21 protein-coding genes are annotated in these 21666 nt (G+C 67.9%); 1 reads left to right on the forward strand and 20 read right to left on the reverse strand.

Annotation, left to right across the window (positions count from 1 at the left end; all coding sequences use genetic code 11):
* Window positions 1-118: 118 nt before the first annotated feature.
* On the reverse strand, window positions 119-748 hold the full coding sequence (locus ACT541_RS15595) for a DsbA family protein (protein WP_476138017.1): 630 nt from the start codon (window positions 746-748) through the stop codon (window positions 119-121).
* A 191-nt stretch (window positions 749-939) separates the two neighbouring features.
* Here ACT541_RS15595 and ACT541_RS15600 point away from each other — a divergent pair, with 191 nt between their 5' ends.
* On the forward strand, window positions 940-1119 hold the full coding sequence (locus tag ACT541_RS15600; protein WP_476138018.1) for a hypothetical protein: 180 nt from the start codon (window positions 940-942) through the stop codon (window positions 1117-1119).
* Window positions 1120-1189: 70 nt separating this feature from the next.
* Here the strand turns inward: ACT541_RS15600 and nifW are convergent, their stop codons facing one another.
* The 19 genes from nifW to ACT541_RS15695 all read right to left on the reverse strand — a co-directional run bounded on the left by nifW (window position 1190) and on the right by ACT541_RS15695 (window position 21328).
* Window positions 1190-1585 carry a nitrogenase stabilizing/protective protein NifW gene (gene nifW / locus ACT541_RS15605; protein WP_476138019.1) on the reverse strand — a complete coding sequence of 132 codons (396 nt, stop codon included), beginning with the start codon at window positions 1583-1585 and terminating at the stop codon, window positions 1190-1192.
* On the reverse strand, window positions 1582-2382 hold the full coding sequence (cysE, locus tag ACT541_RS15610; RefSeq protein ID WP_476138020.1) for a serine O-acetyltransferase: 801 nt from the start codon (window positions 2380-2382) through the stop codon (window positions 1582-1584). The genes nifW and cysE overlap by 4 nt, the downstream gene beginning before the upstream one ends.
* 47 nt (window positions 2383-2429) lie before the next feature.
* Window positions 2430-3593: a homocitrate synthase gene (gene nifV / locus ACT541_RS15615; RefSeq protein WP_476138021.1), complete on the reverse strand. Its 1164-nt coding sequence runs from the start codon at window positions 3591-3593 to the stop codon at window positions 2430-2432.
* Between the two features lie 19 nt (window positions 3594-3612).
* Window positions 3613-4818 (reverse strand): cysteine desulfurase NifS, encoded by a 1206-nt coding sequence (nifS, locus tag ACT541_RS15620; RefSeq protein ID WP_476138022.1) that lies wholly within the window; start codon window positions 4816-4818, stop codon window positions 3613-3615.
* Window positions 4819-4879: 61 nt separating this feature from the next.
* Window positions 4880-5926, reverse strand: coding sequence for a Fe-S cluster assembly protein NifU (gene nifU / locus ACT541_RS15625; protein WP_476138023.1), 1047 nt, complete (start codon window positions 5924-5926; stop codon window positions 4880-4882).
* Between the two features lie 28 nt (window positions 5927-5954).
* A complete protein-coding gene (locus ACT541_RS15630; protein WP_476138024.1) occupies window positions 5955-6275 on the reverse strand; it encodes a HesB/IscA family protein in 321 nt (106 codons plus the stop codon).
* Window positions 6276-6695: 420 nt separating this feature from the next.
* A complete protein-coding gene (locus tag ACT541_RS15635; RefSeq protein ID WP_476138025.1) occupies window positions 6696-7337 on the reverse strand; it encodes a nitrogen fixation protein NifQ in 642 nt (213 codons plus the stop codon).
* A 142-nt stretch (window positions 7338-7479) separates the two neighbouring features.
* Window positions 7480-7797: a ferredoxin III, nif-specific gene (gene fdxB, locus ACT541_RS15640; protein ID WP_476138026.1), complete on the reverse strand. Its 318-nt coding sequence runs from the start codon at window positions 7795-7797 to the stop codon at window positions 7480-7482.
* A 1-nt stretch (window position 7798) separates the two neighbouring features.
* Window positions 7799-7999, reverse strand: coding sequence for a CCE_0567 family metalloprotein (locus ACT541_RS15645; protein ID WP_476138027.1), 201 nt, complete (start codon window positions 7997-7999; stop codon window positions 7799-7801).
* A gap of 176 nt (window positions 8000-8175) precedes the next feature.
* Window positions 8176-8646 (reverse strand): NifX-associated nitrogen fixation protein, encoded by a 471-nt coding sequence (locus tag ACT541_RS15650; protein ID WP_476138028.1) that lies wholly within the window; start codon window positions 8644-8646, stop codon window positions 8176-8178.
* A 10-nt stretch (window positions 8647-8656) separates the two neighbouring features.
* A complete protein-coding gene (gene nifX, locus ACT541_RS15655; RefSeq protein ID WP_476138029.1) occupies window positions 8657-9154 on the reverse strand; it encodes a nitrogen fixation protein NifX in 498 nt (165 codons plus the stop codon).
* Entirely contained in the window at window positions 9117-10502 is a 1386-nt protein-coding gene (nifN, locus tag ACT541_RS15660) for a nitrogenase iron-molybdenum cofactor biosynthesis protein NifN (RefSeq protein WP_476138030.1), read from the reverse strand. Before nifN ends, nifX begins: the two co-directional genes overlap by 38 nt.
* Before the next feature lie 11 nt (window positions 10503-10513).
* Window positions 10514-12043, reverse strand: a complete 1530-nt coding sequence (nifE, locus tag ACT541_RS15665) for a nitrogenase iron-molybdenum cofactor biosynthesis protein NifE (protein WP_476138031.1) — start codon at window positions 12041-12043, stop codon at window positions 10514-10516.
* Window positions 12044-12133: 90 nt separating this feature from the next.
* On the reverse strand, window positions 12134-12895 hold the full coding sequence (locus ACT541_RS15670; RefSeq protein WP_476138032.1) for an ion channel: 762 nt from the start codon (window positions 12893-12895) through the stop codon (window positions 12134-12136).
* Window positions 12896-13032: 137 nt separating this feature from the next.
* On the reverse strand, window positions 13033-14571 hold the full coding sequence (gene nifK, locus ACT541_RS15675; protein ID WP_476138033.1) for a nitrogenase molybdenum-iron protein subunit beta: 1539 nt from the start codon (window positions 14569-14571) through the stop codon (window positions 13033-13035).
* A gap of 169 nt (window positions 14572-14740) precedes the next feature.
* Entirely contained in the window at window positions 14741-16243 is a 1503-nt protein-coding gene (nifD, locus tag ACT541_RS15680; protein WP_476138034.1) for a nitrogenase molybdenum-iron protein alpha chain, read from the reverse strand.
* Between the two features lie 148 nt (window positions 16244-16391).
* Window positions 16392-17282, reverse strand: a complete 891-nt coding sequence (gene nifH, locus ACT541_RS15685; RefSeq protein WP_476138035.1) for a nitrogenase iron protein — start codon at window positions 17280-17282, stop codon at window positions 16392-16394.
* Between the two features lie 541 nt (window positions 17283-17823).
* Window positions 17824-19437, reverse strand: a complete 1614-nt coding sequence (locus ACT541_RS15690; RefSeq protein ID WP_476138036.1) for an inorganic phosphate transporter — start codon at window positions 19435-19437, stop codon at window positions 17824-17826.
* Window positions 19438-19642: 205 nt separating this feature from the next.
* On the reverse strand, window positions 19643-21328 hold the full coding sequence (locus tag ACT541_RS15695) for a methyl-accepting chemotaxis protein (RefSeq protein ID WP_476138037.1): 1686 nt from the start codon (window positions 21326-21328) through the stop codon (window positions 19643-19645).
* Between the last annotated feature and the right edge of the window lie 338 nt (window positions 21329-21666).

The raw sequence follows: 21666 nt of genomic DNA on the forward strand, positions 1-21666 counted from the left end.
CCGCATGGCACGGCCTGTCGTGGCTTCGTGTTTCGAGGCCCGGCTTTGCCGAGCACCTCAACATGAAGCCGAACAATGGGTGAGCGTCGTCACTTCCGACGTTCGGCCCGAGCCCCCCTCACCCCTGCTTGCGGCGGGCGTCGGCGATCGCCTGGGCGAAGCCGGCCGCGTCGAGGGCGCCGGGGAAGACGAAGGAGCCGATGACATAGGCCGGCGTGCCGGGGAAGCCGAAGCCTTCCGCCTGCGCGCCGTTGCGGGCGACGAGGGCGTCGAAGGCCTTGCGGTCGGTCTCGACGTCGGCCAGCAGTTTCGCCCGATCGGGCACCAGACGGCCGACGATCTCGTCGACGAAGGCGTCGGTCGGCCGGGTCTGCCAGTCCATCAGCGCCGCGTGCAGCGGCGCGAGCAGCTTCTGCCGGCGGGCCGACCAGACGAGGCGGGCGGCGCGTTCCGAGGTCTTGCCGAAGATCGGCCAGTCCTTGAGCAGCACCGCCACCTTGCCGTCGGCCTCGACCACCTTCATCAGCTCGACCTCGGCCTTGCGACAGAAGGGGCAGCGATAGTCGAACCACGTGGCGACGGCGACGTCGCCCTCGCGGTTGCCCAGCACCGGCACGTCCGGGTCGCCGAAGACGGCGGCGGGCTCGACCCGCGCCGCGGCGGGACGCAGCCCGGCGACGAGCCCCGCGCCGGCGGCGAGGCCGAGGAGCGCGGTGCGGCGGGTGGGGGCGGCGAAAGAATCGGTCATGACGGGCTCGCGGAAGGACACTTCAGGAAGCCCGAATATGTCCGTCCGACTTCACGCGCCAGTGACGTTCCGGTGAGCGCGACGCCCGGGCGGTGACGTCCCCGCCTCGAAGGGCCGACAGAGATCGATCGCGTGCATGGAACCGAACGGGCGCCGGTTCGTTTCTTCCTCGCGAACGAAGGAGAAGAACCATGCGTATGCTGATCGGTATGTGTCTCGGCGCGGCCCTGGTCGTCGGTGCCGCCTATGTGCACGACAGCAGCCCCGCGCTGGTCGGTACCAAGCCCGTGGTCAACTGGGACGTCGTCGGCGCCAAGGCGGCGGCGATCGAGGCGACGGTCTCGGCGGCCTGGAACAAGTTGGCCGGCTGACGCCGCGCGCCCGAGCATTCCGACCGACCGAGCGGCGCGGGGGCATCCCCGCGCGCTCGACCGGTCGACGTCATTCGGCCGTGGGGATCGGCGCCATGATCTCGTCGAGGCCGACGAAGGCCTGACCGGGCTTCACCGGGCGGGTGGGATCGTGATCCTTCAGCACCTTGAAGACGCGCTGCTGGAGCGGCGACGAGGTGGTGAAGTCCTCGTAGGCGCGCTCGAGGAAGGTGCGGGCGCGCGCCGCGACCACCCGGTCGGGCATGTCGTCGAAGTCTTCCGAGGCGAGGTACTGGCCCATCCGCTTCAGGATGTGGAGACGGGCCGGGCCGAGCACCTTGGGATCGAACTTCACCTTGAGTTCGGCGAAGAAGTCCTCGGCGGACGAGCACTGCTTCAGGCGGGCGAGGATGTCCTTGACCACCACCGCGTTGGAGATGTCGCAGGAAGAGACGTCTTCGGTCATGGGGTGCTCCCGTGGGCTGGAGGATCGTTGCGACGGGTGTCGTCGCGGGCGGGCAGGACCTCGAACTCGACGGTCGGTTCGGGCGTCCGCGCGAGGTGGGCGAGCCGCGCCTCGAGGAAATCGATGCGATCGACCAGCGCCGACAGCGCCTCGCCGACCGGGTCGGGCATCAGGTGATGTTCGAGATCGATGCGGCCGGCGACGAGGCGGCGGCCCTCGATCGGCTTGACGATGCGGCCGGGGATGCCGACCACCGTCATTTCCGGCGGCACGTCCTCGATGACGACCGAGTTGGCGCCGATCCGCGCGCCGGCACCGACGGTGATCGGGCCGAGGATCTTGGCACCGGCGCCGACCAGCACGCCGTCGCCCAGCGTCGGATGGCGCTTGCCCGGCCGCCAGGAGACGCCGCCGAGCGTCACGCCGTGATAGAGCGTCACGTCGTTGCCGATCTCGGCGGTCTCGCCGATCACCACGCCGGCGCCGTGGTCGATGAAGAAGCGGCGGCCGACGGTGGCGCCGGGGTGGATGTCGACATTGGTCAGGAACCGGCCGAGCCACGACACGAAGCGCCCGGAGAAGCGATGGCCGCGCCGCCACAGGCGGTTGGCGATGCGATGCCAGACGATGGCGTGGACGCCGGGATAGGTCAGCCAGATCTCGAGCGTGCCGCGGGCGGCGGGGTCGCGCGCCTTCACGCAGGCGACGTCCTCGCGGATCATCGCCCAGAGGCCGAGACGCGCCGGAGCCTCGCCGGTCGCGGCGGAGGCGAAGGAACCGAGAGTCAGATCGCTCATCACTGCCTCCTCCGGCGCCGCCGCTGCGGGCGGGCGCGTCTCCTCGTTCATGGCCGCACGCGCAGGGGCACGCGGGCCGGGCTCGCCTCTTCCTCGTCGACCAGACGACGGTGCATCTCGACCAGCACGTCGGTCGGCACCGGTCGCTTGGTGCGGATCGCATGCGCCTTCACCCGGGCGAGCAGCCGCGGATAGACGCGGTCGTCGAGTTCGACGGCGCGGGTCGCCAGCGCATGGACGATCGCGGTGCGGCCGGAATGCTTGCCGATGGCGAAGCCGTGGTCGCGACCGAGGGTCCGCGGGTCGACGCCCTGATAGGTGTCGCGGTTCCACAGCAGGCCGGCGACGTGGATGCCGCTCTCGTGGGTGAAGACGTCGGCGCCGATCACCGCCTTCTGCGGATGGATCGGCCGGCCCGAGGCGGTCGAGACCACCGCGGCGATGTCGCAGAGGCGGGTGGCGTCGACCCCCGAGGGGTAGCCGAGCCGATCGAGCGCCACCACCATCTCCTCGAGCGCGGCATTGCCGGCGCGCTCGCCGATGCCGCCGACCGTCACCGAGACGTGGCGGGCGCCGGCGCGCACGGCGGCGAGCGCATTGGCGGTGGCGAGCCCGAGGTCGTCGTGGGTGTGGATCTCGAGCGGCAGATCCGTGCCGCCGACGAGGCGGGCGACGAGATCGTGGGTGGCGAAGGGATCGAGCACGCCGACGGTGTCGGCGAGGCGGACGCGGAAGGCGCCGAGGCGCTCCACCGTCTCGATGACGGCCGCGAGGTGGTCGACCTCGGCGCGCGAGGCGTCCTCGCAGCCGATCGCCACCTCGAAGCCCATGTCGAGCGCCCGCGGCACGAGACGTTCGATGCGGGCGAGCGCCGTCGCGCGGTCGATGCCGAGCTTGGCGGCGAGCTGGACGTCGGAGGCCGGGATCGACAGGTTGACCGCCGTCACGCCGGCCGCCTTCGCGGCGGCGAGGTCGGCCTCGGTCATGCGGCACCAGGCCATGACGCGGAGCGGCAACCGGGCTTCGACGATGGCGCGGATCGAGGCCTGTTCGTCGGCACCCATGGCGGGGGTGCCGGCCTCGATCTCGGGAACGCCGGCTTCCGCCAGCGCTTCCGCGATCTCGACCTTCTCGGCGACCGAGAAGGCGACGCCGGGCGCCTGTTCGCCGTCGCGCAGCGTCGTGTCGTTGAGGAACACGCGGGCAGCCATCGGCGTCCCTCCCCTTCGATCAGGCATAGACCGGGTTGAAGGTCGCCGGCGCCTTGTCCGCGCCCTGCCAGAACGGCGACAGCGCCCGCAGCTTCTCGATGATCGGCGGCATCACCTCGAGGACGCGATCGACGTCCTCGTCGGTGTTGTCGCGGCTGAACGAGAAGCGGATGGCGCCGTGGGCCGCCGTATAGGGCACGTTCATGGCGCGCAGCACGTGGCTGGGCTCGAGCGAACCGGAGGTGCAGGCCGAGCCCGACGAGGCGGCGATGCCTTCGCGGTTCATCAGCAGCAGGATGCCCTCGCCCTCGATGAACTCGAAGGCGATGTTGGCGGTGTTGGGCAGGCGCTCGGCCGGATTGCCGGTGACGAAGCAGCTCGGGATGCGCTGGAGGAGACCCTTCTCCAGACGATCGCGCAGAGCCGCGACACGGGTGACCTCGTCCTCCATGTGGAGGAGCGCCAGTTCCGCCGCCTTGCCGAGGCCGACGATGCCGGGGGTGTTCTCGGTGCCGGCACGGCGGCCGCGTTCCTGGTGGCCGCCCTTGAGCAGCGAGCGGAAGCGCACGCCGCGCTTGACGTAGAGCGCGCCGATGCCCTTCGGCCCGTGCAGCTTGTGGCCGGAGAGCGACAGCATGTCGATGGCGGTCGACTTGAGGTCGATCGGGATCTTGCCGACCGCCTGCACCGCGTCGGTGTGGAACAGCGCGCCGACCTCGTGGGCGAGTTCGGCGAGTTCGGCGACGGGGAAGATCGTCCCGGTCTCGTTGTTCGCCCACATGATCGAGACGACGGCGGTCTTCTCCGACAGCGCCTCGCGGTAGGCGGCGATGTCGAGCAGGCCGCGGCTGTCGACCGGGATGACGTGGACCTTGAGGCCCCTGGTCTTCTCGAGATGGGCGCAGAGCGACAATACCGCGGGGTGTTCCACCGCCGAGGTGACGATCTCGTCGCGACCGCCCTGCGCCTCGAGGGCGGAGAGGATCGCCATGTTGTCGCTCTCGGTGCCGCCCGAGGTGAAGACGATCTCGTGATCGAACTCGGCGCCGAGCAGCTTCTGCAGCGAGGTGCGCGCCGCCTTCACCGCCCCGCCGACCGACGCGCCGAAGGCGTGCATCGAGGAGGGATTGCCGAACTGTTCGGTGAAATAGGGCAGCATCGCCTGGACCACCTCGGCGTCGCAGCGCGTGGTGGCGTTGTTGTCGAGATAGACGGGGCGGGTCATGGGTCGGTCCTCGTTCGTCTTCGCGTTCGTCGGGTGCGAGGGGATGCCCCCTCGCCCGCCCTCACTTCACCGGCACGACCCGGAGCGGGATGCCGAGCTTGGCGATCAGCTTCTCCTGGACGCCGTTGACGGTCATCGACGCCATCTGGCAACCGACGCAGGCGCCGGTCAGCTTGACGATGACGTTGGAGCCGTCGACGTCGACCAGCTCGCAGTCGCCGCCGTCGCGCTTGAGGAAGGGACGGACCTCTTCCAGCGCTTCCTCGATCAGCCTGATCTTCTGCACCGTGGTCAGGCGCGGCGCCGCGGCGGCGGCGGCCGGGACCGGCGCGGGAGCGGCGGCGGCGACGACCTCGGTCGCGGCGGCGGCCTTCTCCAGCGACTCCAGCGAGATCACCGGCTGGCGGGCCTCGGTGGCGAGCGTGGCGACCGGGCTCGAGGCCATCTGGCCCTTGGGCTTCGCTTTCTGCTTCAAGGTCTTGGGATCGACCGTGCCGGCCTTGTAGGCGGCCTCGGCGACGATCAGGCCCTCGGCGACCATCTCGGCGTTGACCCGGGCGAGCACGCCTTCGAGCGCCTCGAAGCAGGTCAGGCAGCCGCCGCCGGCCTTGGTGTAGTTGGTCAGCTCCTCGATCGAGGTCAGCTCGTTCGAGCGCACGGCGCGTTCGATCATGCCCTCGTCGACGCCGAAGCACTTGCAGACCAGCGCGCCTTCCTCGTGGTCGTCCTTCCACTCCTCGCCGCGGAAGTCGGCGACCGCGGCCTGGAGCGCCTCGTAGCCCATCACCGAGCAGTGCATCTTCTCGGGCGGCAGGCCGCCGAGGAAGTCGGCGATGTCCTGGTTGGAGATCTTCAGCGCCTCGTCGAGCGTCTTGCCGACGACGAGTTCGGTCAGCGCCGAGGACGAGGCGATGGCCGAGCCACAGCCGAAGGTCTGGAACTTGGCCGCCTCGATCACTTCGGTCTCGGGATCGACCCGCATCATCAGCTTCAGCGCGTCGCCGCAGGAGATGGCGCCGACCTCGCCGACCGCGTTGGCGGTCTCGAGCACACCCGCGTTCACCGGGTTGAAGAAGTAGTCCTTGACCTTGTCGGTGTAGTCCCACATGGGCCGCACTCCTGAATAGCGTTCGGGATCAACCGAAGGACTTGCCGCACGAACACTTCGAGGTGGCGTTCGGGTTGTCGAAGACGAAGCCGGAGCTCTCGAGCCCGGTGACGAAGTCGACCGTCATGCCTTCCACCAGGGGGCAGCTGTCGGGGTCGACGTAGAGCTTGACGCCGTCCTGATCGACGACGATGTCGCCGTCGCGGGTCGTGCCCTCGAGGCCCATGAGATACTTGAAGCCGGCGCAGCCGCCCGCCTCGACCTTGATGCGCAGGCCCTCGACGGGCGTGGCGGCACGGGAGATGGCCGTCTTGACGGCGGCGACGGCGCTGTCGGTCAGCTGGATCATCGACGTGTTCCCTCGTTGCGAGTGGCGTTCGAGGGAGATTTCGCAAGCGCCGTGCCAATCGGTGAAAACCCTGACAATCCTTGTCTTTTTGCCATCGCTCGCCTGTGCGAAATGCGACAAGGGCGGATTTGCGACATGTCGGGAGAACGACGAAGAGACTGAAAGGACGGGGGATTCGGGTGGAAGTCGGTGGCGTGGCGAGGCACGCTCGCGCGTGCGCCCCCCCTCATCCGGCGCGTTCCGCGCCACCTTCTCCCGCGAGGGGAGAAGGGATGTCCGGGGCGAAGGCCTCGTGAACGTCGAGGACGGTGCAGGGAGAGATGTCGAAGAGTGGCCCGCGCCACACGCTCCCCCTTCTCCCCTCGCGGGAGAAGGGGCCCGAAGAGCGGACGAGGGGCGCTCGCCCAAGCGAGCAGGCCCTCACTCCGCCGCGAGGACCGCCAGATCCATCGCCCGGCGGCGCTCGGCCATGCGGCTCTCGCCGTCCTCGGCGCCGAAACAGTCGGCGAAGTCGGTGCAGGCGGCACAGGACGGGGCCGAGCAGAGCGCGAAGCCCTCGGCCTCGCAGAGGCGGCGATAGAAGTACTTCTTCCAGCGCATGTTGTTGGTGTTCCCGGCATGCAGCACGGGGAAGAACAGCGCCAGCAGGCGGCCGAGCTCGGCGCGATCGAAGAGGCCGAGGTCCTGCCACAGGTGATCGGGGCGCATGGCGCGCCGGGCGATCATCGTCGCCACCAGCGGGCCGTCGCCGCTGCGGCGATCCTCGGCGAGATGGTCGAGGAGCAGATCGCGCAGCACCTCCTCTTCCGGTTCGCAGGTCGGCCGGGCGACGTCGGCGAGCGGAAAGAGGCGGCGGTCGACGGCGGGGAAACGTTCGGCCAGCAGCGCGTCGAGCCGGTCGGGCGAGAGGCCGGTCGCGGCGCAGACGTCGACCTCGCCGGACGCCGCCTCGTCGACGGCGACCGCCAGGATACAGGCGAGCGCGTGGGCGGCGAAACCGTCCTCGGCGTCTCGGGCGGGCCTCGCCGCCGCCGCGATCGTCGCATGCCAGTGATCGGTCATGGTCGCCTCCTCGGTCGGATGTCGCCTCGGGATCGGGGGAGACGGCCGGCACTTTCGGAAGACGCCGGCCGTCTCGGGGTCGCGACCGCTCGTGTGGTGCGGTCGGCCAGGGTTCGCAGTGCCCGCGAGACGCGGGCGGACGTCAGGCCGCGATCTTGTCGGCGGCGACGTGGGACTGGCAGTTCTTGGGGCAGACGCGGGCGCAGGCACCGCAGCCGATGCAGGAGCCGGCGGCGTCGACCACCATGATCATGCGGTTCAGCTCGCCGTCGAAATCCTCGTCGTCGCCCTCTTCGCACTTGCCGAGGATCTCGCCCTCGTCGTCGACGCCGTAGAGGTGCATCACGTCGCGCGAGCAGACCTTGAAGCAGCGGCCGCAGCCGATGCAGGTCCCGCCGTCGATCGAGACGAGGTATTCGGGCATCCAGCCGGAGCCGTCGCGGGTCACGAAGTCGGTCATGTCAGGCGGCCTCCAGGCTCTTCAGTTGGGCGCGCGCGGCTTCCAGCGCGGCATAGGCGTCGTGGGTCGCCTGGGCGACCTCCATGATGGTCTTCCAGTTGACCGGCAGTTCCTCGGAGAGGTCGTGCAGATTCATCTTGGCGTTGATCGCCTTGGCGGAGAGCTTCTTGATCTCGGCCTTGAGCGTCTCGACGTCGGACATGGCGTCTCTCCTCGATGCGAACGCGAAAAACGAGTTGGGCATCATCCCCGACGCGGTGGGTCGGACGGACGGTCGGCCCACGAGACCGTGCGCCCGGCTCGGCGTCACCGCGAGCAGCCGCGCCGGGGATGATGCGTCGAGGACGGCACGGGGAATGTGCCGCCCCCTTCCCCGGGTCACCAGTCGGCGACTTCGGGGAACTTGGCGATCATCTCGCAGGCCTCTTCGACGGCCTTGGTGCCGGCCTCGGCGAGCTTGCCGAGGTTGTCGTGGCCCCAGCGATGGACGTCGCGCAGCGACTTCGACAGCACGACCAGGCGGCCGGCGGTCAGCATGACGCGGCCGAAGCCCTCGTGGCTCATCTTCATCATCGGCGAGGCCATGCGGCCAGACGCCTGCTCGATGGTCAGGCCGACGGCGGCATAGAACTTCTCGACCCGCCACAGCACGTCCGGATCGGGATCGCCGATGATCGGGATCTCGCGGCGCTGCTCCTTGGTCAGGATGAAGTCCTTGAGGAGATCGGCGTCGGTGCGCCCCTCCCAGGTGCCGTAGCTGTCCTCGGCGCGGACGAGCCGCACCAGGGTGGAGAGAAAGGGCGTGGCGAGCGCCACGGCGTCGGCGTCGAGTTCGGCGGTGTCGGACATCGGAGATACCTCAATCGTCGGCGAAGGAAGGTTTGGGGGCGGCGATGCCGGCTTCCGCCAGCACCTTGCGCAGCCACGGGGGCGGCGCACCGTTCAGCATGGTGCGGGTGCGCTCGAGCACCTCGTCGATCGGCGACGGCGCCTGCACCTTGATGGGATGGATCTTGGCCGAGACGACCTTGGCGGCGGAGGGGCCGCCGATCGCCAGGCAGAACAGCAGGTGACAGCCGGCGAGCGCCTCGACCTTGGGGGTGATGCGGTCGTCGCCGTCGGTCTTGTGCAGACCCGACTGTTCGGTGACGTCGTCGAAGGCCAGCGCCTCGACGAAGGTCCAGCCGTCCTTCGACACGTCGTAGACGGCGAAGCGGTTCGCCGACCCGAAGTGCGCGTTGAGCGACTTCATGTCGTTGGTGGCGATGGCGACGCGGACCGCGCCGGCCGGACGCTCGGGGGCGGCGGTCGCCTCGCCGTCAGTGGGCACGAGCGACAGTCTGCGCACGGCTGTCATGGGCGTTCTCTCTCTTCAGTAGCGGATCGAGACCCTCGGGGGTCGGATCCTTCCGGTGGGCCTGGAAGACGTTGGAAACCTCGAAGATCAGGTCGCGGGTGCCGCGATAGCCGACGAAGCGGCGGTGCTGCGCGCCGAGCCGGTCGAAGATCGGAAAACCGACCCGGTAGAGCGGAATGCCGAGCCGCTCGGAGGCCTGGCGGCCGTGCGAATGGGTGACGAGCAGATCGCAGTCCCCGGCGAGCTTCTCGAAGTCGCCGAGATCGCCGACCTTGACCTCGTCGGCCGGCACCTTCCGCAGGATCGGCGAGGTGCCGGTGGTGGTCACCGCGGCCGAGACCTCGGCGCCCATGCCGGCGAAGAAGGTCGCGAGCTGGTAGAGGTGATCGGGCTCGGCGGCGATGCCGACCTTCTGGCCACCGAAGTGGAAGTGACCGTCGAGCAGCGCGTCGGAGAGCTGCGAGCGCTGGCGGCGGATCTTCGCCGGCACCGGCTGGCCGGAGATCTCGGCGAGCGCGGTGACGAAGCGATCGGCCGCCTTGAGGCCGGTCAGCGTGCCGAACAGCGTGTAGGGAACGTCGGCGACCTCCGCCAGCTTCTCCGCCGCGGCGCGCTGGCCCTCGCCGATGGCGATGCAGTGGACGCATTCGCCGAGCGAGCGGATGTCCTCGACCTTCGTGCCGCCGTAGGTGGTGGGGATCCACTTGCCCGGCACGGTGCCGTCGAGGGCACCCGACACGTCGGGCAGGATGGTCGCCTCGAGCCCGAAGGCCTCGATCGTCTCGCGGATCTCCTCGATGTCCGCGACCGTCAGGTTGAAGCCCGGAAGCACCGCGATGCGCCGCGGGTTGCGGCGGGGGGAGACGCGGGCGGTGATGCCGTCGATCATCGAGACGACGGCCTTGGTCCAGCCCTCCTCGATCGAACCGTTGAAGTCGGGCGTGGCGGCGAGCACCACCTCGGTGCCGGCGAGATCCTCGGCGCGCTTGGCCTTGATCATGGCGAGATCGCCGGCGAAGTCCTCGCCGCGGGTCTCGACCAGCGCCGTGGTGCAGACGCCGATCAGCTTCGGCTTCGTCCGCGTCTTGAGGTTCATGATCGCCTCTTCGAGGTGATCGGCGCCGCCCATGATGGTGGCGACCTCGTCCATCGCGGTGGTCTGGAGCGGGATCGTCTCCTTGAAGTGACGCACGAAGAGCACCAGCGCGAAGGAGGTGCAGCCCTGGCTCCCATGGAACAGCGGCACGCAGCCGTCGACGCCGAGGAAGGCGAAGGCGGCGCCGAGCGGCTGGCTCGACTTCAGCGGATTGACGGAGGCCGACTTCTCGACCGGCAGGACGTGGGCCATGGGGGTCCTCCTCAGCAGTCGTCGGCGTCGCCGGCACCGGAGCCGGCGAACTTCTTCAGCGTGTGGGCGGGGAACGTGTCGTTGGCGGCGACGAAGGCCGCCTCCTCGCGAGCCCCGACGACCGGGCCGCCGCCCACCACGCTCTCGCCGGTGATGCGGCCGTCGGCGTCGAAGGGCGCGGGGGCGCGGACCTGATCCCAGATCGGATTATGGATGGCGATGTCGATCTGGCGGACCAGTTCGACCATGCCGTCGTAGCCGGCGTAGGGAAGGTGACGCTCCTGGTTGATGTCGAGCCAGGGCATGCGGGCCTTGAGCGCGACGAACTGGGTGCGGCCGCCCGACAGCATGATGTCGGCATCGTGACGTTCGAGCAGCGCGTAGAGATCGCGCGGCGCCATGCCCTCGAACATCTTGTGTTCGTCCTCGAGCAGCTGCTTGACGCGTTCCTTGTCCTCGGGCGTCGACTTCTTGACCGAGGTGCCGACGATCTCGATGCCGATCTCCATCAGCGCCGAGGCGACCGACCAGGACTTCACGCCGCCGGTGTTGAGCAGGACCTTGCGGCCCTCGAGCCGCGGCCGGAAGGCCTCGAGCCGGGCCCAGGCGATCGCCTCCTCACGGGCGATGACCGCCTCGGTGCGATCGATCAGCTCGGCGTCGGCGCCCTGACGGACCAGCAGCGCCGCGATCTGGCGCAGCGCGTCGGAGGTGTCGGCGATGCCGTAGAACGAGCCCTCGAAGAAGGGGATGCCCCAGCGCTCTTCCATCTTGCGGGCGAGATTGATGAGCGCCGTCGAGCACACCATCATCGTCGCCTTCGCGGTGTGGGCGCTCGCCACGTCGGCGTAGCGCGCATCGCCGGGGATGCAGGCGCGGATGCGGATGCCGAGCTCGTCGAGCAGCGGCTTCACCAGCCAGAACTCGCCGGCGAGATTGAACTCGCCGAGGATGTTGATGTCGTAGGGTCCGACGTCGTCGGGCTCGAGCGTGCCGATCACGTTGTCGAGCAGCGCCTCGCCGGCGAGCTTGTTGCCGAGGTTCTTGGACCCGACGAAGCCGGCCGAATGGACCGGGATCACGGCCGTGCCGAACTTCTCGGTCGCGTGACGGCAGACGGCGTCGATGTCGTCGCCGATCAGCGCGGTGACGCAGGTCTCGTAGACGAAGATCGCCGGGGGGCGATGCTCCTCGACGATCTCGCGGATCGCCTTGTAGAGCTTGCGCTCGCCCTGCCCCATCACGACGTCGAGTTCGGTGAGGTCGGTGGTGAAGGACGTGCGCCACAGCATCGGGCCGGAGGACGCCGCACCGCGGTTGTCCCAGGAGTTGCCCTCGCAGGCGAGCGGCGCATGGATCAGGTGGGCGGCGTCGGTGATCGGCTGCAGCACGATCTTGGCGCCGTCGAAGGCGCAGCCGCCGGCCGCCGCTCCGGGCGTGAGGGGCTTGGAGCAGCCCTTCTTGCGCGCCTTCTCGTCCTTGGCCGCGTTCTTGTCGCAACCCGGCTCGTTGAAGAGTTCCTGGACCTTCGGTGACAGCATGTCCGGCCCCCTGTCGTCGACTTTGTCGGTCATCCGACAAAGCGCTGGCGTCAGGGGGATAGGAGCAAGGGGTGTGCCAGAGGGGCGCGGTCAGACCGCGCCTTCGTCCTCGATGCAGAGGATGTTGCCGCAGGCCTTGCAGTGGACGGCGTCGACGTCGTGGCGGTTCAGGCCGCAGTGCGGGCACTTGTGCTCGACCTTGTGCGGCCGGAACATCACCTGCACCAGCCGCAGGAACAGCGACACGCCGAAGATCATGATCACCACCGCGATCATCTTGCCGGAGGTGCCCTCCAGCGTGATGTCGCCGAAGCCGGTCGTCGTCAGCGTCGTGACGGTGAAGTAGAGCGCGTCGGCATAGTGCTCGATCTTCGGATTGGCGGCGTGCTGCGTCTCGTAGACGATGGCCGTCATCACGAAGAGGAAGACGAAGAGATTGATGCCCGCATCGATCGTCTGCTGGTGACGGCGGAAGAAGTCGAAGTCGGTGCGCAGGCGGCGGACCGTCTGGTAGGAGCGCAAGAGCCGCAGCATCCGCGCCACGCGGAGGAAGGCGAGGCCCTCGCCGACGATCGGGGCGAGAAGCGACACGATCACCACCATGTCGGCGATGCCGAGCGGATGGAGGAGATCGCGCACGCGCCGCCGCGAGATCCAGGTTCGCGCCGCGAAGTCGGCGACGATGACGACGCCGATCGCCAGATCGATGCGCTCGACCGTCGACGAATGGGCGAAGAACGACGAGACGACGAGAAAGGCGACGGTGGCGAGGTCGAAGACCAGCAGCGCGTAACGGAAGGCGACGGCGCGTCGGCTGTCCCTCTCGTAGAGTTCGATCAACAACGCCTTCATGGTCTCTCCCAGCCGCGAGCCGGCGTCGGGATATCTGGGGGCGGAGGGCGCGATGCGCAATCCCGCCCAAGCGAAACGGCCGCCCCGAGGGGCGGCCGTCCGTTGTCCGACATGTCGGCTTTTCGACGTCGACGATCTCAGCGGGTGAGGTCGTAGGAGTAGTCGGTCTTGCCGGCGACGATGGTCTCGCTGTCGAGCTTGTCGAAGACCTTGTCGAGGATCGTCGTCAGCACGCGCAGGCCGCCCTGGTAGCCCATGATCGGGAAGCGGTGGTGGTGGTGACGATCGAAGATCGGGAAGGTCAGGCGGATCAGCGGCACGCCGGTGTCACGCTCGAGGTACTTGCCGTAGGACGAGCCGATCATGAAGTCGACCGGTTCGGTGAACAGCAGCGAACGCAGGTGCCAGAGGTCCTTGCCGGCCCAGACCTGAGCGTTGGCGCCGAACGGGTTGGCGGCCAGCATCTCCTTCATCTCGGCTTCCCACTGCTTGTTGCCGTTGGTGGCCAGGCAGTGGGTCGGCTCGCCGCCCGTCTCCATGATGAACTGCGCCATCGCCTGCACGAAGTCCGGGTCGCCCCAGATCGCGTACTTCTTGCCGTGCAGATAGGCCTGGCTGTCGGCCATGGCGTCGACGAGGCGGCCGCGCTCCATGCGGATCGCTTCCGGGATCGCCTTGCCGGAGAGCTCCGACACCTTCATCAGCAGGCTGTCGGTCGCCCGGACGCCCAGCGGATAGTGGAAGGTCGCGGTCTCCTGGCCCTGCTCGGCGACGTAGTCCATCGTCTTGCGGGTGTTCCAGTACTGCAGCGAGATCGTGGCCTTGGCGTCGAGCGCGCCCTTGACCTGGTCGATCGTCGTGCCGCCGTCGTACATGCGATAGTCGCCGTCCGAGGGGGTGTCGAACTGGTCCGAGGCGTCCGAGACGAAGGTGTATTCGACGCCCATCATGTCGAACAGACGCTTCAGCTCGCGGTTGTTGCCGACGCAGAAGCCGTCGAAGCCCGGGATGATGTTGATCGAGGTCGCCGGCTTGCGTTCGGCACCCTTCCAGAAGTTCTCCAGAATGCCCTTGATCATGTTGTCGTAGCCGTCGACGTGCGAGCCGACGAAGGCCGGGGTGTGGGCGTAGGGGACGGGGAAGTCCTCCGGCACCGAACCCTTGGTCTTGGCATTGGCGATGAAGCCCTGGAGGTCGTCGCCGATGACTTCGGCCATGCAGGTGGTCGAGACCGCGATCATGTCGGGCTGATAGAGCGCCGAGCAGTTGGCGAGGCCGTCGATCATGTTGTTGAGGCCGCCGAACACCGCGGCGTCTTCGGTCATCGACGAGGAGACGGCCGAGCACGGCTCCTTGAAGTGACGCGACAGGTGCGAACGGTAGTAGGCGACGCAGCCCTGCGAACCGTGCACGAAGCTCATGCAGCGGGAGAAGCCGGCGGAGGCGAAGACGGCGCCGAGCGGCTGGCAGGCCTTGGCCGGGTTCACGACCAGGGACTCACGGGCGAGGTTCTTCTCGCGATATTCCCAGGTCTTCAGGTACTCGCCCTGCTCGGCGACCTTGTCGTCGGGCAGCGGGCATTCGAACTCGGCACGCTTGCGCGCGAACATTTCCTGATACTCGGGCTCGCGGAACAGCGGAGCGTGGTCGAGGACCTTGTCTACGGACTGCGGCATGATTGGTCACCTCTCCAGGATCTCCGCGCCATACGGCGGACGATCGTTCAGGGTGTGAGCAAGGGTCGCGCGGGCGGATGGCTCGCGGCGTGGTTTCGTCGAACTCTCGTCCATCGGCCCGGGTCCCCTCCGCGGGCTGCGCGGAGGGAGATGTCGAGCGGGTCGCCGATCACTCGGCGGCGGCAGCCAGCGGCGCCTTCTCGGTCCACGGGGCGTCGAACAGATCCCAGACCGGGTTGTTGATCGCCAGATCCATGTCGCGCGCGAAGATCGCGAAGCCGTCGTAGCCGTGGTACGGGCCGGAGTAGTCCCAGGAGTGCATCTGACGGAACGGGATGCCCATCTTCTGCACCGGGTACTTCTCCTTGATGCCGGAGCCGACCAGGTCGGGGCGCACCTTCTCGATGAACTTCTCGAGCTCGTAGCCGGTGACGTCGTCGTAGATCAGCGTGCCCTTCTTCACATAGTGACCGGTGCGCTGATAGTCGTCGTTGTGGGCGAACTCGTAGCCCGTGCCGGCGATCTCCATGCCGAGGTCTTCGTAGGCGTTGATCACGTGACGGGGGCGCAGGCCACCGACGTAGAGCATCACCGTCTTGCCCTTCAGGCGCGGGCCGTACTTGGCCTTGATGCCGTCGACCAGCGGCTTGTACTTGGCGATGACGGCTTCCGCCTTCTCCTCGATCTCCGGACCGTAGTGCTTGGCGATCTTGCGGAGCGACGCCTCGATCTGCGACGGGCCGAAGAAGTTGTATTCCATCCACGGAATACCGTACTTCTCTTCCATGTGCCGGCAGATGTAGTTCATCGAGCGGTAGCAGTGGATGAGGTTGAGCTTGGCGTGGACCGCGTTCTCGACCTCGGCGAGCGTGGCGTCGCCCGACCAGTTGCCGACCACGCGCAGGCCCATCTCCTCGAGCAGGATGCGCGAGGCCCAGGCGTCGCCGCCGATGTTGTAGTCGCCGATGACGTTGACGTCGTAGGGCGTCGTGACGACCTCGCGTTCCTTCTTGTCGAAGACCCAGTCACGGATCGCGTCGTTGGCGATGTGGTGACCGAGCGACTGCGACACGCCGCGGAAGCCTTCGCAGCGGACCGGAACGATGGTCTTGTCGTGTTCCTTGCCCTTCTTCTTCGACACCGCTTCGATGTCGTCGCCGATCAGGCCGATCGGGCACTCGGACTGGACCGAGATGCCGTTGGCGAGCGGGAAGAGCGTCTCGATCTCGTCGATGACGCGCTCGAGCTTCTTGTCGCCGCCGAACACGATGTCGCGTTCCTGGAAGTCGGTGGTGAACTGCATCGTCACGAAGGTGTCGATGCCGGTCTTGCCGATGTAGTAGTTGCGACGCTGGGACCAGGAGTACTGACCGCAGCCGACCGGGCCGTGCGAGATGTGGACCATGTCCTTGATCGGACCCCACACCACGCCCTTCGAACCGGCGTAGGCGCAGCCGCGGATGGTCATCACGCCGGGGATCGACTTGATGTTCGACTTGACGTCGCACTCGGTGACCGGGCGCTCTTCGCCCTCGATCTCCTCGGTGCCGGCCTCGGAAGCGACCGAGAGGTGCTTCTTGCGGCGCTTGGCGAACTTGTCGGGATACTGAGCGAGAACGTCCTCGATCAGCTTGGCGTGCATTTCGCCGTCGTTTTCATAGTCGAGGCTCATGGGAACCCCCCTCGTAGGGATCGGCGCACGCGGGCGACGCGATCCGGAGCCGTGGCACTCGCCCCTCGAGGGGGCCGTTCGGGGGGCGGCGTGGAGATGCCGCCCGGGTCGGGTCGCGGGCAGGCCCGCGACCCGTCTGCCTCCGGGATCACTCGCCGGCGACGGCGGCTTCCTTGGCCTGGAGCTCGGCGAGCGCCTGCTCCTCGGTCTTCATGATGCCGAACTCCATCAGCATCTCTTCGAGCTCTTCCATGGTGATCGGGGTCGGGATGGTGCCCTTGCCCGAGTTCTCGTGGATCTTGCGGGCGAGCTCGCGATACTCCTTGGCCTGCTGGCTGTCCGGCGCGTACTCGATGACGGTCTGACGGCGCAGCTCGGCGTGCTGGACGATGTTGTCGCGCGGCACGAAGTGGATGAGCTTGGAGTTGAGCTTGGCGGCAAGCGCCTCGGCCAGTTCCAGCTCCTTGTCGGTCTGACGCTCGTTGCAGATCAGGCCGCCCAGACGCACGCCGCCGGAGTGGGCGTACTTGAGAATGCCCTTGGCGATGTTGTTGGCGGCATAGAGCGCCATCATCTCGCCGGACATGACGATGTAGATTTCCTGGGCCTTGTTCTCGCGGATCGGCATGGCGAAGCCGCCGCAGACGACGTCGCCGAGAACGTCGTAGGACACGTAGTCCACGTCGTCATAGGCGCCGTTCTCTTCCAGGAAGTTGATGGCGGTGATGACGCCGCGGCCGGCGCAGCCGACGCCCGGCTCCGGGCCACCGGACTCGGTGCACTTGATGCCCTTGTAGCCGATCTTCATGACGTCCTCGATCTCGAGGTCCTCGACCGAGCCGGCTTCGGCCGCGAGGTGAAGAACGGTGTCCTGGAGCTTGGTGTTCAGGATCAGGCGGGTCGAGTCCGCCTTGGGATCGCAGCCGACGATCAGGATCTTCTGACCCATCTCGACGAGAGCAGCGAGGGTATTCTGGGAGGTGGTGGACTTGCCGATACCACCCTTGCCGTAGAAGGCGATCTGCCGAAGCTTGGCCATGTTTCGAACCCCTTCGAAAATTTGTCGGGCATCGATGCCCGATGCCGTCCGTCCGTTCGGCAGCCTTGTCGCCGCCTAGCGCAAAGGGAGTTTCAAGCTTCGTGCCAAGTGCCCCATCGGCCCGTGACGATTTTTTTATTCTTTCTATTTCAATGCTTTGCATGAAATGCCGCAGGCCGGACGGGGGAAAGGGGCCGCTGTCGCGACCCCGACATTTCCCGACAGGGCGTGTCGAACAACGTCTGTCGGAGGGGTCAGCAGACGAAATCGACATTCGACACATTCAATCCCCGACGAACGGGCCGCGAGCCTCTCGGTTCGCTGCGGAGGCCCTTCATCCTGAGGTGCGAGCGAAGCGAGCCTCGAAGGGCGAGGGGCCGAGAGGCACCGCCCGTCGTGGCTTCGCCCTTCGAGGCCCGGCTGCGCCGGGCACCTCAGGATGAAGCCGAACAATGACCTACACGCCTGAACCACCATACCTGTGCGACGAGGGCCGGGGATCGCTCCCCGGCCCTCGCCAAAGTCGTCGGATCGTGCCGCGTCAGAAGACGAAGCGGAACAGCGTGTAGAGCGAACCCGACAGCAGGATCGCCGCCGGCAGGGTCAGCACCCAGGCCATCAGCAGATTGCGCAGCGTGGCGAGCTGGAGGCCGGACCTGTTGGCCGCCATGGTGCCGGCCACGCCCGAGGACAGCACGTGGGTGGTCGACACCGGCAGGCCGAGACCGTCGGCGGCACCGATCGTCGCCATCGCGACGACTTCCGCCGACGCGCCCTGCGCATAGGTCAGGTGGGTCTTGCCGATCTTCTCGCCGACGGTGACGACGATGCGTTTCCAGCCGACCATCGTGCCGAGACCGAGCGCGATGGCGACGGCGATCTTCACCCAGGTCGGGATGAACTTCGTCGAGTCGTCGAAGGCCTTCTGCAGCGTCTTGAGTTTCGCCTCGGCGCCCGCGTCGAGGCCGGCGCCGTGGGTCTTGAGCAGGAAGCGCGCGCTCTCGGAGGCGAGATACATGTCGTTGCGCACGTTCTGGACCGCGCCGGCCGGGACGTGGGCGAGCGCGCCGTAGCCCGACACCTGATCGGAGATCTCGAGCGCCAGCTTCTGGAACGAGGCGACGGTGGTGTCGGTCGCCTTGCGGGTGCGCACGAATTCGGTGAGGTCGCCGCGGAAGTCGGCGGGGGCCGGCGCCTTGGCGTAGGGCTGCATGGCGGTGACGGCACCGGCCGAGGCCTGCTGATAGGCGAGCGTGTGGGCCTCCGGCATGGCGCGGTTCAGCGCATAGGCGGTGGGGACCGTGCCGATGAGGATCAGCATGATCAGGCCCATGCCCTTCTGGCCGTCGTTGGAGCCGTGGAAGAAGGACACGCCGGTGCAGGTGAAGATCAGCAGGCCGCGGATCCACCACGGCGGCGGCTGGTTGCCCTTCGGCTCGTCGTAGAGTTCGGGCTTCCGGACCAGGAAGCGCAGCGTCAGGAACAGGACCGCGGCCAGACCGAAGCCGAACAGCGGCGACAGCAGCAGCGAATACCCGATCTCGGTGGCCTTGCCCCAGTCGACGCCGGAGGTGCCGTCGCGGCCGCGCAGGATGGCGTTGGCGATGCCGACGCCGATGATCGAGCCGATCATCGTGTGCGACGACGATGCCGGGATGCCCAGCCACCAGGTGGCGAGGTTCCAGATGATCGCCGCGATCAGCAGGGCGAAGACCATGGCGAAGCCGGCGTCCGAGCCGACCTGCAGGATCAGTTCCACCGGCAGCAGCGACACGATGCCGAAGGCGACCGCGCCGGTGGAGACGGCGACGCCGAGGAAGTTCCAGAAGCCCGACCACACCACTGCGACATGCGGCGGCAGGGCGTGGGTGTAGATGACGGTGGCGACCGCGTTGGCGGTGTCGTGGAAGCCGTTCACGAACTCGAAGCCGAGCGCGATCATCAGCGCCACGCCGAGCAGGATGAAGGGCACCCAGGTGGCGACCGGGGTACCGGCCTCGACGATGTCCTGCCGGATCGACCAGGCGGTGAAGAGCGCACCGGCGGTCAGGATGCCGAAGAACAGGACCGCGGTGACGGGGCCCATGCCCACGTCGAGTTTCGGTCGGGAAGATTGGGAGGTCAGGCCGTCGGGCGGCAGTGCCATGTCGGTCATGCGTCGTCCTCGCATCGATCCGGTTGCACGAGCGGGGCGCAGGGCGCTCCGCGTCTCGGGGCCAGTCTTGGCCCGCCCGCGCGACGTTCGAATGACGATGCGGCAACCGGCGAAGGCGGCACCGCGGCCAAGACGCGAGGCCGAAACGCGAAACGCCCCGGATCGCTCCGGGGCGTCTCGTCGGATCTCGGCCGAAGGGTCCGCGTCAGGCGGCGGCGAAGTCGCGGACGAAGACCTCGACGACCCGACGGAGATCACCGGCCTGGCTCGACAGGTCGGTCGACAACGACATCAGCTGGGTCGAGGCCGCCCCCGTCATCTCGGCCGCCTGACCGACGCCGGCGATGTTCTGCGTCACCTGATTGGTGCCGGTCGACGCCTGCTGGCAGTTGCGGGCGATCTCGGCGGTGGCGGCGCCCTGCTCTTCCACCGCGCCGGCGATGGCTGCCGAGATCTGCTTGATGTCGCCGACGACGCGCAGGATCTCGCTCATCGAGGCGACGCTGTCACCGGTCGCCCTCTGGATCTCCTGCACCTTGGTGCCGATGTCGCCGGTCGCCTTGGAGGTCTGGTCGGCGAGTTGCTTCACCTCCGCCGCGACGACGGCGAAGCCCTTGCCCGCCTCGCCGGCCCGCGCCGCCTCGATCGTCGCGTTGAGGGCGAGGAGGTTGGTCTGGGCGGCGATGTCCCGGATCAGGTTGACGACGTCGCCGATCGCCGCGGCCGCCGTGGCGAGCGTACCGATACGGGTGTTGGAGATCTCCGCCTCGCCGTAGGCGGTGTCGGCGACCTGCGCCGAGTGGCCGACCTGACTGCCGATCTCGCGCACCGAGGCGGCGAGCTCTTCCGACGCCGCCGAGACGGTCTGGACGTTGGAGGCGGCCTCTTCCGCCGCCGCGGCGACGGCCTGGGCCTGCCGCGCGGTCTCCTCGGCGGTGGCCGAGAGGTTCTTGGCCGAATCCGCGACCTCGCCGGAGGAGCGGGCGAAGCCCTGCGCCAGTTCCTGCATGCGATCGACGAAGTCGGTCGCCAGTTTCTCGCGATGGGCGAGCGCGCGCAGTTCCGCTTCCTCGAGGGCGGCACGTTCGCGGCGGGCTTCCTCGGCGGCACGCAGCTGTTCGCGCAGGGTGGCGAGTGCGCCGGTGATGACGCCGACCTCGTCGTGGCGATCGGTGTCGGTGATCTCGGTGTCGAGCGCGCCGCGGCCGAGGGCGGTCATGGCCGTGACCGCACGCCGGACGGGGGCGCAGACGCCGGTACGGACGAGATAGACCGCGAGCCCGACGACCATCACCACCGCCAGTCCGATGGCGACCAGAGTCTGCCATGCCGTCCACACGGCATTGGCGGTCGTGCCGCGGCTCTCGTCGTCGAGACGGGCGGTGATCTCGCGGGTGAGCGGCAGCCCGACCTCGAGCGCCGCAACCAGCGCCGGGCGACACTGTTCCTGCATCACCCGCGCGGCGGCGACCATGCCGCCGGTCTCGGCGGTGCGGTTGACGGCCTGGCAGGCGCCCTCGGTCACCGCGAGGAAGCCGCGTTCGACCTCGGCGAAGCGATCGGTGAGGCTCGGAACCTGCCGGCGTGCCTCGGCGAAGTTCTCGCGGAAGCTCGCGATCGCCGCGGCCTGCCCCTTCACGGCGGCCTGCCGCGCCTCGGGCGTCGACGCCTCGATGCTCTGGTGCAGGCCGATTTCGTATTGCGTGATGTACCGCGCCGCACGCGTGTACTTCAGTGTGCCGGCGACGGTGTTTTCGAGGAGCCCCTGATAGGTCCCGGCGATCACCAGCAGCCGGTTGGTCGAATAGAGCGCGCCGGCGAGGCTCACGCCCCCGAGCAGCAGCAGCAGACTGACCACCTTCCAGACGATCGACCAATTCTTGAAGGACATGCTCCCGACCTCCTGTCGCGATCCGTCGCGCGCTTGCCCAATAGATTCGGCAGCGCGACGACACCAAATCGAGCAATCAGCATGCTACTTTTCTAGTTTCCGAATCTGAATCTTTGATTAATTGATATTTCACTAGTATTTCATCGATTAAATCGATGCGTATACGTATAATTGCTCAATTTCTCCGGCAAAATCACCTGACGTAAATGTTCGTTTTGAACGAATCGACCATGGCGAACCGGGTCTAGACCGCCTTCGACGCGCTCGAGAGCCCGACAAGACACGAAAGCGCGACCAGAGGTCGCATGCTTGTCGCGTGCTGCAACAGGTCTCCGTGC

The sequence above is a fragment of the Pinisolibacter sp. DMC100 genome (assembly GCF_056313705.1).